The 12,250-nt window shown below is 64.5% G+C and carries 9 protein-coding genes and 1 tRNA gene; 4 read left to right on the top strand and 6 right to left on the bottom strand.

Features of this window, described 5'->3' with window-relative positions:
• The first annotated feature begins 50 nt into the window (after window positions 1–50).
• The 4 genes from V5A53_RS08565 (at window position 51) to V5A53_RS08550 (ending at window position 2,331) form a co-directional block, all read left to right on the top strand.
• On the top strand, window positions 51–293 hold the full coding sequence (locus V5A53_RS08565) for a hypothetical protein (RefSeq protein ID WP_332313183.1): 243 nt from the start codon (window positions 51–53) through the stop codon (window positions 291–293).
• A 193-nt stretch (window positions 294–486) separates the two neighbouring features.
• Window positions 487–1,221 carry an archaeal proteasome endopeptidase complex subunit alpha gene (psmA, locus tag V5A53_RS08560; RefSeq protein ID WP_332313181.1) on the top strand — a complete coding sequence of 245 codons (735 nt, stop codon included), beginning with the start codon at window positions 487–489 and terminating at the stop codon, window positions 1,219–1,221.
• Window positions 1,214–1,903 carry an archaeal proteasome endopeptidase complex subunit beta gene (gene psmB / locus V5A53_RS08555; RefSeq protein WP_332313180.1) on the top strand — a complete coding sequence of 230 codons (690 nt, stop codon included), beginning with the start codon at window positions 1,214–1,216 and terminating at the stop codon, window positions 1,901–1,903. Before psmA ends, psmB begins: the two co-directional genes overlap by 8 nt.
• 353 nt (window positions 1,904–2,256) lie before the next feature.
• A tRNA-Glu gene (locus V5A53_RS08550) sits at window positions 2,257–2,331 on the top strand.
• Between the two features lie 278 nt (window positions 2,332–2,609).
• On the opposite strand, the gene V5A53_RS08545 is transcribed toward V5A53_RS08550, so the two are convergent.
• From V5A53_RS08545 to V5A53_RS08520, 6 genes are all read right to left on the bottom strand, one after another.
• Window positions 2,610–3,806 (bottom strand): Mrp/NBP35 family ATP-binding protein, encoded by a 1,197-nt coding sequence (locus V5A53_RS08545; protein ID WP_332313179.1) that lies wholly within the window; start codon window positions 3,804–3,806, stop codon window positions 2,610–2,612.
• Window positions 3,803–6,850 (bottom strand): molybdopterin-dependent oxidoreductase, encoded by a 3,048-nt coding sequence (locus V5A53_RS08540; protein ID WP_332313178.1) that lies wholly within the window; start codon window positions 6,848–6,850, stop codon window positions 3,803–3,805. Before V5A53_RS08540 ends, V5A53_RS08545 begins: the two co-directional genes overlap by 4 nt.
• 2 nt (window positions 6,851–6,852) lie before the next feature.
• Window positions 6,853–8,619 carry a 4Fe-4S dicluster domain-containing protein gene (locus V5A53_RS08535; RefSeq protein WP_332313177.1) on the bottom strand — a complete coding sequence of 589 codons (1,767 nt, stop codon included), beginning with the start codon at window positions 8,617–8,619 and terminating at the stop codon, window positions 6,853–6,855.
• A 159-nt stretch (window positions 8,620–8,778) separates the two neighbouring features.
• A complete protein-coding gene (locus V5A53_RS08530) occupies window positions 8,779–9,957 on the bottom strand; it encodes an MBL fold metallo-hydrolase (RefSeq protein ID WP_332313176.1) in 1,179 nt (392 codons plus the stop codon).
• A 169-nt stretch (window positions 9,958–10,126) separates the two neighbouring features.
• Window positions 10,127–10,948 carry a DUF1641 domain-containing protein gene (locus tag V5A53_RS08525; RefSeq protein ID WP_332313175.1) on the bottom strand — a complete coding sequence of 274 codons (822 nt, stop codon included), beginning with the start codon at window positions 10,946–10,948 and terminating at the stop codon, window positions 10,127–10,129.
• Between the two features lie 4 nt (window positions 10,949–10,952).
• The gene (locus tag V5A53_RS08520; RefSeq protein WP_332313174.1) at window positions 10,953–12,134 is read right to left on the bottom strand and encodes an NAD(P)/FAD-dependent oxidoreductase; all 1,182 of its coding nucleotides are present in this window, start codon (window positions 12,132–12,134) and stop codon (window positions 10,953–10,955) included.
• Window positions 12,135–12,250: the final 116 nt, after the last annotated feature.

The following is a 12,250-nucleotide window of genomic DNA, read 5'->3' as shown; positions in this document are numbered from 1 at the left end:
CCGGACGGCCGGGGTGGGGACTTATTTTGTCGCCGGACCAACGGGACGTTATGAGCGACTTGTCGGACGATATCCGGTCGGCGTTCGAACACACGAAGTACACCGTTGCCGACGTGAGCCAGAACCGCGGGCAGGTGCGCATCGAACTGTTGGAGGCCGACGCCGAGGCGGACGCTCTCCGTGAGGTACTGGATACGGTCATCGATCTCGACGACGTGTTCGGGCCGAACGTGACGACCGAATCGACCGACGGACAGGGCGTTCGCACCGTCGTCACGTTCCGACAGCGATAGTCGGATTCGGGGGCAGAATACCGCCGAACGGCGGCCGTCGCGCCTCCGACTGCCAAAACGCTCTTGAGGCTCGACCGCGGCGGCGTAACCCTCTTTGCCCTTGACCGAATGTCGGGGCAAGGTTATCCCATTATAAGGAACGTATATATAGGGGGGTCCTAACCCGGGGTAAGGCCCTCTGGCCTCTCACACTATGCAAGGAAATTCACAACAGCAGGCCTACGACCGCGGGATCACCATCTTCTCCCCGGACGGACGGCTCTACCAGGTCGAATACGCACGGGAAGCGGTCTCCCGTGGGACCGCCAGCGTCGGTGTCCGGACGCCGGACGGCGTCGTACTCGCCGCCAACCGGCGCGTTCGGTCGCCGCTCATGGAGCGGTCCTCGGTCGAGAAGCTTCACAAGATCGACGACCACATCGGCATCGCCAGCGCCGGCCACGTGGCCGACGCTCGCCAGCTCATCGACTTCGCGCGCCGGCGTGCCCAGACCGAACGGCTCCGATACAGCGAGCCGATTCCGGTCGAGACGCTGACGAAGGCCGTTACCGACCACATCCAGCAGTACACCCAGACGGGCGGCGCCCGCCCGTTCGGGGTCGCGCTGCTGGTCGGCGGCATCTACGACGGCGAACCGCGCCTCTTCGAGACGGACCCCTCGGGGACGCCCTACGAGTGGAAGGCGACGGCCGTCGGCGGCGACCGCGAGGAGATCCAGGAGACCCTCGAAGCCGGCTACAGCGAGGACATCGACCTCGAGGGGGGTATCGAACTCGCCGTCGAGGCGCTCGTTTCCGCCAACGAGGACCTCGAACCCGGCAACGTCGAACTCTCGACGGTCGACGCCGAGACCGAGAGCTTCGAGACGCTCTCGACCGACGAGGTCGCCGAGTACTTCCCCGAAACCGGCGGTGAGACCGATGAATGAGGACCATCTCGGTGAGACGGCCTCGCCGTACGAACCCGAACTCGGTCAGGTGCCGTCCACGCCCGGCGAGGACGACACGGTCAACAAGACCGGAACGACGACGGTCGGCATCGCAACCGAAAACGGCGTCGCCATCGCGACCGACATGCGCGCGTCGCTGGGCGGCCGGTTCGTCTCCAACAAGAACGTCCAGAAGGTCGAGCAGATCCACCCGACAGCGGCGCTGACGCTGGTCGGCTCCGTGGGCGGCGCCCAGTCGTTCATCCGGTCGCTTCGCGCCGAGTCGTCGCTCTACGAGACCCGACGCGGCGAGCCGATGAACATCGAAGCGCTGGGCACGCTCGCGGGCAACCTTGCCCGTGGCGGCCCCTTCCGGGCCATCCGCCCCATCCTCGGTGGCGTCGACGACGAGGGCAGCCACGTCTACTCCATCGACCCCGCCGGTGGCGTCATGGCCGACGACTACACCGTTACGGGCAGTGGGATGCAGCTCGCCTACGGTGTCCTCGAGAACGACTACGAACCCGACCTCGATATCGACGAGGCGACGACGCTGTCGGCCCGTGCCGTCGAGGCGGCCGTCGAACGCGACACCGGCTCCGGCAACGGCGTCTACCTCGCAACGGTCACCGACGAGGGCGTCGACATCCGCGGCCACGAGGACTTCGACGACGTCCTGTAACCGGCTTCCCTGAGGCCCGAGGTCTCACGGACGCCGGTTTCGTCGGACCCGTATTCTACTGCCGTCATCGGTCTGAAACGCCCTATCGCTTTCCTCACCGACGTTGATGGTATCGACGCCACGACTCGCCGTCGGCGGCACCGCTTGACCAGCCTGCGTTTCTCTTTGTGAAGCCTCGCGAATCAGCGACATCGAAGCCGAATTCGTCGACGATGGCTGGCGCCGAACACTTCGGTTGACCGACTGTCGAAACCTCGCGTTTACGGGCGCTGTGGTGGTGTGAAACCACAACAGGGCTACGCCGAAACGCAACCGTTATACGTTCCTCCCGGATACAATGAGATGCATCGAACGCTCCGTTGGTGTAGTCCGGCCAATCATCTTGCCCTCTCACGGCAAGGACCAGGGTTCGAATCCCTGACGGAGCATGCCTTTTGTCCCCTGTCTTTCAGTTTCTGTTTATAAGCGAGAGTGAATCGACGGGCAAGCAAACGGGTCTCCTTGAAAGCGGAGGCGTCCCTTGAGACCACGACGTTCCGGTCAGCCCATCGGCATAGGCTTACCGCTGGTCTGGAGTACGAACCACAACGATTGGCGCGGAGATCGTGGCTACCGTGACGTACAGGGGGTATCGTAGCCAACCGGGGTTCCGAGGTCGGTCCTCGTGGCCGTATCTGGAAGCGATGAAATCCGACGATGGTGCCTATCAGGTACGGTCCTGTTCACCACGCTTCCCGCTTTCTTTCGTGACGACGAAGTCGTTGATGCGCGCTGCGGTCCGGGTCGCGAGCACCTCGAAGGCCCGTCGTGAATCCCCTTCCTCGCGGGCCACCATCGGCTTGCGGGTCGTCAGGCGTTCGCGCTCTGCTCTGGTCCGGGGCAGCTGAAGCCGGCCGATGCCCGGAATCGAGACGCCCGGTGGCTCGGGCTGGTCCGTATCCGCTTGCGACGCGCCGATCTCGGGATCGATGGGAATCTTCCCCAGGACGGGTACGTCGAACTCGGTGGCCAGCTGTTCAGCACCGCCTTCATCGAAGATGGCGTGTTCCGAACCACACGCATGACACTCGAAGCCGGCCATGTTCTCGGCGATTCCAAGTACTGGGATATCATAGCGGGTAATCCCCTCGAGGCTGCGCCGTGCATCGTCTCTGGCGACCGGTTGCGGCGTCGTCACGATGACGGCGCCCGTCACGGGGAGATGTTGGACCAACGAAAGCTGTGCGTCGCCGGTCCCGGGTGGGAGGTCGACGATGAGGTAATCGAGCATGCCCCACTTGACGTCCCCGAACAACTGCTTGACGAACTCGTCGACCAACGGTCCGCGCCAGATGACGGGATCGTCTTCCCCGACGATGAACTCCATGCTCATCACCTTCACGCCGTGTGCCTCACGCGGGAGCATCTCGTCTTCGGGCGTCGCATCCGGGGTCCGGTCGCCCAGTCCGAGCATCGTCGGCGCGTTCGGTCCGTAGACGTCCGCATCGAGCAAGCCGACGTCGGCGCCGGCGTCCGCCAAGGCGACTGCGAGATTGGCCGCAATGGTGCTTTTGCCGACGCCGCCCTTGCCACTGGCGACCGCGATAACGTTCTTGACCGCCGGGATGAAATCGACGCGTTCGCCGTCGTCCGGCGGGTCCGGCTCGAATCGACACTCGAGTGCGGTGACGCCCTCGAGTTCGCTCAGGCTCTCGGCAACCTCACGCTCGATAGCTGTGCGGACTTCGGCTGACGGGATCGGGAGCGTGACCGTCACAGTCGCTTCGGATCCGTCGAGCGAGACCTCGAGCGCGCCGAGGTCGCCGAGGTCCGCGGAAAGAACGTCACCACCGATGTCGGCGTCGCCGAGCACCCGCTCGAGACGCGCTTCCGTCCCGTCTGCCGGTGAGTCGGTCGGCGTCATTCCCGCGAGCCGTCGGTGCCGGCGTCCCCGTCGTCGGGCACCGTCGTCCGTTCGTCCGGCTCCCACCGCTCGTGTCTGCCGACCGGACCGCCGACGTACCAGGCGTCGTCCTCGCCGGGATCGGTTGGTGGGGAGATAGGTCGCTTGAGCCATTTGGGCCGGCGCAGCCCGTTCGGTCCCGGCGCTGGATTCGCCTCGTCCAGCCACTTCCGGTAGATCTCCATCGACCGTTCCGTGTCGACGTAGATGTCCCCATAGTAGTCGTCGTCCTCGGCCGGGCGCACGGTCACCCGCTGGTGCCAGCAGTGCATCCCAGAGACCGGGTCCGGATGCGGCGGGAACGTCAGGTTCTGGGCGACGCCCCCATCGGTCCACCAGACGCGTTCGCTATCGGAATCCGAACTCTCGAACGGCTGGATGCCCTCCGTCTGGCGCATCCCCCACTGGCTCGCCTCGTTATTCAGATCGACCGTGACCTTCCCGTAGGGGTCGCCGCCCTCCTCGATATCGGTGTCGGCCTCCTCGCGGTTGACTTTCCACTGTCCCATGTGATGGGACATCGCCACGATTCCCGGCTTGATGCTCTCGGTCACCCACACTTCGTTGACGTAGTAGCCGATATCCGTCTCCACTCGGACGAGATCGCCAGTCTCAACGCCGAGGCGGTCGGCGTCTTGGGTGTGCATCCAGACCGGATTGTTGTGTGAGATCTCCTCGAGATATTTGGAGTTCGACGACCGCGAGTGGATCTGTGTCGGTAGCCGGAACGTCGGTACCAGCACCATCTCACCGTCCCCATAATCGATGTTCTCGGGATGGACGTGCGATTTGATGTAGTTCGGCAGCGTGTACTGCTGGTCGTCCCACCCCCACTCGGCGATCGTCTTCGAGTAGAACTGCTGTTTCCCGGTCGGTGTCGGGAAGCCGCGCCTGGGTTCCCCGTCGACCATCACCCCGAGGACGTCGGAACCGTCCATCTCGGAGTAGTACTCGGGGGCCTCGCCCCGACGGATCGTCCCGTACTCGTCGACCCGGACGTCGTCCTCCTCGAGGATGCTTTCGTCAAGCGGCTCCTCGTGGCGTTCGTAGTCGTTTTCAGAGGCCTCGAACGCCCCGTAGTGTTTCATGTACTCCAGGGGCGTCATGTCCGCCTCCTCGGCGAGTTCGACCAGCTTCTCCTCCTGCTCGAAGACGTACCGGTAATACTCGTCGATCGTCATCTTCGCCGGCTCGTCGCCGTCCCCATCGCGGTAGGGGGACTCGAAATGCTCGCGAATGCCGAGGTCGCCGTCGTCGTCGACTCGCCACGAAAGGTCGATCCAGAACTCGTCTTCTTCCCACACCTCGCCGGGGTTGGCCTCGTAGGTCCGGTCGACGTCGTCGCCCTCCCGTTCGGCGTACTCTCGAAGCACCGGCTGGCGGTAGGTGACCCACGTGCCGGCGTGGGTCTCCTGACTCTGGATGTCGTGGCGTTCGGGACTGTGCCCCATCGGGAGCACGTAGTCGGCGAAATACGCCGTCTCGTTCCAGGTCGGAGTGAGAGCGACGTGCATCCCGATTTTGTCTTCGTCAGTAAGCGCTTCGATCCAGGAGAACCCGTCGGGGTAGGTGTACACGGGATTGAACACCCGCGTGAAGTACACCGATATCTTCCCTCGTCCTTCCTTGAGGAAGTACGGCAGCAACTCGCTCATCTCGTAGTGGGCGAACGGATACTCCGTGGGCAACTGGAGCTCGTCCCAGAGCTTCTGACGGGGAGGCTCGTTTGGAAGGTCTGGGTCGAACTTGTGCCAGGCGTTCGGCGAGGTACCGCCTTCGGTCCCGACACTGCCGGTGAGTACCGACAGGAAATGGAGCGTCCGGGAGACCTGCCAACCACCCTTGTTGCCCGAGGCGGCCGACCGCCAGATGTGACTGGCGTACCGACTGCCAGCGTTCCCGATCTTGCGCCCGACCTTCTCGATTTTGGCCGCGTCGACACCGCTTTCGGATTCGGCGTATTCGAGCGTATACCGCCCGTACAGGTCGTTTCTCAGGATGTCGATGTAGCTCTCGAACGTTCGCTCGCGACCGGGGTACTCTTCGTCGAGGAACTGTCGCCAGTTGACCCAGCGTTCCACGAACTCGCGGTCGTAGAGTTCCTCCTCGAGGATGACGTTGGCCATCGCCAGTAGCACGGCCGCCTCGCTACCGGGCTGGGTCGGCAGCCAGTAATCCGACATGGCGGCGGTATTCGAGAGCCGCGGGTCCATGACGGCGAGTTCGCCGCCCTCTTGCATCCCTTCCATGATGCGCTGTGCGTGCGGGTTGAAATAGTGGCCGGATTCGAGCTGCGCTGAAAGCAGGAGAACGAACTCGGCGTTGGCGAAATCGGCGCTCGGCCGGTCGTACTTGTGCCAGAGGCCGTACCCACAGCGGGCGCCGGAACTACAGATGTTCGTGTGTGAGTTGTGGCCGTCGACGCCCCAGGCGTCGATCACCCGGTCCATGTAGTCCTCGTGGCCCGGACGACCGACGTGGTAGGTGATCTCGTTACCGCGGTCGTCTTCGAGGGCCTCGCGCATCTCGCTGGCGATATCGTCGAGCGCCTCGTCCCAGGAGACGCGTCTCCACTGGCCGGACCCACGCGGCCCGTCACGTTCGAGCGGATACTCGATCCGTTGGGGGTCGTTCAACTGGTTGATCGTCGCGGGGCCTTTCGCACAGTTTCGCCCCCGCGAGCCGGGGTGTTCGGGGTTCCCTTCGATTTTCCGAATCTCACCGGTCTCCGTATCGATGTAGGTCAGGAGCCCACAGCCGGCCTCGCAGTTGAAGCAGGCCGTCGGCACGACCGAGTACTCGCGGGGTTCGCCCGACGACTCGTATTCGGTCCAGTCGTCCCACGTCGCTGGATCGGGGTAGGAATCGAGTCTTCCGTCTCCGGTCGGTGTGACCTCGTCGCTACGTCCCTGCCGTTGTTTGGTCGTGTCGGTCGACCGGTTCGAAATCAGGCCGAGCCGTTCGGCGACTTTCTCGATCCGACTCAGGTCGTATTCGTGTCCCATGGTTATGCGAGTGATATCGTCTGCGGCGCGGTTATCCAGCAATACTCGAAGGCGAACAGGCCGGCAAGGGCCAGAAGGCCGGCACCGGCGATTGCAGCGCTGATACCGCTGGCGGCGAGGATCACCAGCGGCACGGCGATTCCGACGCCGATAGCGCCCAGCCAGAACGGCCGAGCGAACTCGCCTCGCGTGATGCGGGCGGCCGCTTCCTCGGCGTCTGCAGTCTGGTGAGGTGTGAGGATTTCCGATGCCACGAGGACCGTGTGGGTGAGCAGGCCGCCCGCGAGGACGAGTCGCGACGGGCCGACGAGCCCATCGAAGCCGCCGAGGCCCAGCAGGGCGGTCGCTGCGCCGCCCGCGACAACGGCCTGTGTGAACATGTGAATCGGCATCGCTGGACTCTGCCAGAGGTCACGCCCCTTCGACTGACTGAACAGGAAGGCGGTGTAGACCGCCGTCGCCGTCGCGAGGGCGGACCCGACCAGCAGTACTGCCGGATTGACGATTACGTCCAGACCCAGCACCCAGCCGGCGACCATCAGCGCGAGGAAGCCGCCGAAGGCGGTGATGATGTAGGCTCCCTTGACCAGCCAGGACTTCCAGTTGGGTCGCAACAGCACCCAGTGGAACCGCGCGGGCTGTTCGAGGTCGGCGATGAGTAAAACGCCGGTGAGACCGAGGAAAACCATGCTGATGGCCGAACTGATACCCACGAGCGTCGTGCTCGGCTCGATGAGGCCGAACGCCATCAGTAGTGCCGGGAGCAGGAAGACGCCCGCGGAGATCGACTTGGTCCAGGTGTAGGCGTAGACTTCCCACCCCCACGATTTGTAGTGGTCCTCGCCGACGTCGTAGACGCGCTCGGCCTCCTCGTGGAGGAGTTCGTACGCCCGCTCCGTTCGTGATCTCCCCGTTCGTTCGGAGCCACCGCTGTCGTCGGCAGTGTCGTGTGTGGCGCTGCCGGCGGCGACGCCGCCGTCAGACGCGATCGTGGAGTCGTCATCGTCCCTCTGACACTGGCAGTTCCCACCGCAGGCACAACCGCCGTCAGCACGCGGTCCGTCCGCAGCGGACTCGTCGAAGCTCACGTTGGACTCGGCGAGTGATTCGGCAGCCCGCTGGAGGTCGAAGTCTTCGCGTTCGCCCCCCTGGATTTCGGTCTGGTGGGGCGCATCGCTCCACATATAGTGGTCGGCACGCCCCGTCGTCCCTGGTGTCGTACTCGCCTCGTCGCCGTCGACGTAGAAGAGTTTAGGTTCGGTCCCTTTCTCGGGCTTGCGTGCCTGCACCTCCTGGCGGCTGATCGTCTCCGCGATTTCCGTGTCGTTGTTTTCCATATCACCGGCGATGATAGCGTCTTCCGGGCAGACGGTCACACACGCCGGTTCGCGTCCGGTGTCGACTCGGTGGGAACAGTAGTTGCATTTGGCTGCCGTGGACGTCTCGGGATCGATATAGAGCGCGTCGTACGGGCAGCCCTGCATACACGCCTTGCACCCGATACAGCGTTCGGGATCGAAATCGACGATACCGTCCTCCCGTTCCCAGAGGGCTGTTACGGGACAGACGTCCGTACACGGGGAGTCGTCGCAGTGGTTGCACCGCATCACCGAGAAGTTGCGGTTCGTGTTCGGGAACTCGCCTTTCTCGATGTACTTCACCCAGGTCTTGTTGACACCGATGGGGTCGTCGTGTTCGGCCTTGCAGGCGACCGTGCAGGCGTGACACCCGATACAACGCCGATTGTCGATGACGAAGCCGTAATTCATACTAGTACTACCCTGTCTCCGGCTGCGCGTTCTCGCGTCCGCAACCGGTCTCCGAGTTCGCTGTTCGGCGGCCGGTTCGATATCAGAGCCGGCGGCGGCGAGAGTGATTCCAGCATGCGCTTACCCTTGCCACGCGGCGTGGTGTTCTTCGAGCGACATTCAGTCGTCCCCGACGACGCTCTCCTCGGTTGCCGCACACCGGTTCGGCCCGAGCTCGAGTTCGTTGGCCTCCTCTTTGCTTTCCAGTTCCCGTTTGCCCTCGTTGGTCGCGATGACGGCCTCGTAGTTCGGGGGCTTCTCGGGGATGTTCTCGAAGGCCGCCTGAACGTACTCGTCTTTGTCCATCCGAACCATCTCGTTTCGAGTCCGGATGTGGCCGATGGTGGCCTGCATCGGGAGTCCGGGCGTCACGCCGACGTACTCGCCGTCGTCGGTGACGTTGAAGTGCGCGGGCAAGACCTTGACAGTGTCCGGCTCGGCCATGAGCTTCTGGAGCGTGTCGTACAGCACCGCCGAGGCGTCCTCGGCGTCGCCGCCCTCGAACTGGAGCTCCGTCCGGCCGACCGACTCGACGAACAGCGTGTCGCCGGTCATCAGCGCCTCGTCCTCGACGAGCCAGCTCGTCGAGCCCGTGGTGTGGCCGGGCGTGTGGATGCCCTTGATGGTTACCTCGCCGATCTCGACGGTCCCGTTGGGTTCGACGGGGTCGTACTCGAACTGGGGGTCACGGGTCCCGATCTCGCTTCCGAGGTAGTAGGGCACCTCCAGCTCGTCGCGGAGCTGCTTGCCGCCCGTCATCAGGTGGTCGGCGTGGATGTGTGTCTCGAAGACGGCCGTCACGTCGAAGCCGTGGTCGCTGGCGGCCTCGAGGAACTGCCGGGTGTGTCGCGAGGGGTCGATAAGCGCCGCCTCGCCGGTGCGCTTGCACCCGACGACGTAGCCCAGACAGCCCTTCGCGCGGCGCTGAAGCTGGAGGATCTCGATGTCGTCGTCCCGGGTCGCGATGGGAACGACGTCGTAGACCCGGCTCCAGCCCTCCATGCCGTCTTCGACCGTGGCCACGTTCTCGTAGCCTCGCTCCGCGAGCCACTCGCCGAAGGCTTCGGAGGCGTTGCCGACGGCACAGATGTTGATGATCTCCGCGTCTTCATCGAGTTCGTCCCGGTGGGCGTCGAAGTCGCCGCGGAGTTCGTCGTGGGTGGACGAGTACTCGACGTTTATCGCCGGTCCGATGTGCCAGTTCTCGTAGTCTTCGGGGCTTCGGTTGTCGAAGAGGACGAAGTCCTCGTTGCGGTCGAGCTTTTCTTTGAGTTCTTCTGCCGTAATAGTGTCTACCATGGTTCGATGTATGTCGTCCGTATCGGTCGATAAGCGGTTCCTCGGTTCGTCGATGGTACCGCCGTCGTTCGCGGGCGTCGAGGAGACGGCGACGACTGCAACCGGGGTCGGCTGTCGCCCGCCTGCCAGTGGGTCGCGTCACCGACCGACGCGCGGATATCGGTGGTCGTCACGCCGCGCCCACCCCCCGGAGGAAGGCGATGATGCGGCCCACCCCACGCCTGACGTTCCGGTCCCGGAGGGCGCCGAGCAGCCCGAGCAGCCCCACCTCCTCGGGCTCCTCCTCGAACGCGTCCAGCCCGGCGTCGAGTGTCTTCACGACCTCGGGATCGCCGAGCTGGTGGGCGAACAACAGCACGTTCCCCAGGTTCTGCCCGAGTTCGTAGGGCTCGACGTCCCGGTCGGCGGTGGCCTCGCTGAACCCCGCCGCGAGCATGCGGAGCCGGCGGAGCGTCGGGCGTGCCTCGTCGGTGGCCGCCTTGAGTTCCGGCGTGAGGTCCTCGGCGAGTCCCTGTGCCGCCGCCAGCAGGTTCAGGGTCTCGGCGAGCGCGTCCGCGTTCTCGCCCAGTCGCTCGACGAGCACGACGAGGTCCTCGTTCTCGACGGCCATCCTGACCCGCCGGAGGACGTCGCGGTTCTCCCGGACCGCCCGGCGGACCTCGGGGGCCAGATCGCGTGACAGCCCCTCAGCGGTCTCCAGCAGGACGAGCAGTTCGGTCAGCTCCTCGGAGTGCTCGCCGACCTGCTGGAGGAGCACGAGGGTCTCCTCGCGCTCGAAGGCCATCCGAACCTCCCGGAGCGGCTCGCGGTTCTCCCGGACCGCCCGCCGCATCTCGGGGGCGAGGTCCTCGGCCGTCGCCTGGAGCGCGGTCAAAAGCTCCAGCAGCTCTCGCAGTTCGTCGGCGTTCTCGTCGAGTGCCGCGGCGAGTTCCGCCAGCTCCTCGTCGCTGAGGGACTCCTCGCCGACGCCACCTGTATCAGTGTCACTCATAGATCTACATCGGGAGCGGGTCGTACCCGCGCATCCAGAGGTTCCAGTAGACCGAGGGAAGGACGTTGACGTCCATGACCCAGTTGGCACGGCTCTCGACGGGCGCGGAGATGCTTTCCTCGTAGTCGAACTCCGCGATCATCGCCTTTCCCTTCTGGGTCAGCAGCGGGCAGGCCGCATAGCCGTCGTAGTCCGGACTGGGTGTGCGGCCGTCCATCGCTCGGATGACGTTCTCGGCCACGACGTGGGATTCCTTTCGGGCGGCCGCCGCGGTCTTGGAGTGTGGGGCGTTCTCGCAGTCCCCCAGCGCGAAGACGTTGTCGTACTCGTCGTGCTGGAGGCTATGCTGGTCGATCGTGACGTATTCCCCATCGTGTTCGTCGTCGCCCTCGGTCAGTGGCGAGTGTTCGGTGATCGCCTCCTGTCCGTACTGCGGCGAGACGGGGGCATAGAGGTCGTACTCGATTTGCCCATCGGTCGTGTGGACGACCCCCGCGTCGGGGTCGACCTCCTCGACCCCGGTGTGGTCGCGGAACTCGATGTCGCGTTCCTCCCAGATTTCGTAGAGCTTGTCCCGGTAGGGCTGGACCCCGAAGTGGTGGTCGGCGTTTCGGGTCATGATGAACTCCGCGTCGTCGCGGAACCCCTCGCGTCGGGCGTAGTCCTCGGCGAGCATCGTCATCTTCAGCGGCGCGCCGGGGCATTTGATCGGCGTGTCCGGGAGCGTGACGAGGAAGGTCCCGCCGTCGAAGTCCTCGAGTCCCTCGCGCATCTCGAGGGCCGCCTCGTAGTGGTAGAACGGGTACACCGCGTCCGTCTCCTCCCAGCCCTCGACCATCCCCGGGGTCGTCTCCGGGGCGAGCCTGTGGCCGGTGGCCACCACCAGATAGTCGTAGCTCTGGTCCTCGTCGGCCTCCTCGAGGTGTACGACCTGGTCGTCGGGATCGACACCCGTTACCTCGTCGTGTACGAACTCGACATCGCTGTGGACGAGGTCGCGTACGTCCCGGGATTGGTCCGGCTCCAGATAGCCGAACGGGACGAGGTAGAACGACGGCTGATAGAAGTGCTCGACGCTCTTGTCGACGAGGGTGATAGTCGCCTCGGTTCGCCCGAGTTTCCGACGCAGGATATTGGCGGTCATGGCGCCGCCGGCGCCCGCGCCGAGGATTGTTATGTTTGTCATTCCCATTCACGACTATTCGTGAATCCAGCCGTCAATGCGGATGATAGCGGAAATTATCTGCAGTCGAATCGATATACAGCTATATATATGCAATTATTGCCGGGTCGAAAGCCGGG

This window comes from Natronomonas sp. (genome assembly GCF_036625485.1).
Classification (GTDB): domain Archaea; phylum Halobacteriota; class Halobacteria; order Halobacteriales; family Haloarculaceae; genus Natronomonas.
The sequence above is the reverse complement of the archived record's forward strand: the minus strand, read 5'-3'. Positions and strand labels throughout refer to the sequence as shown.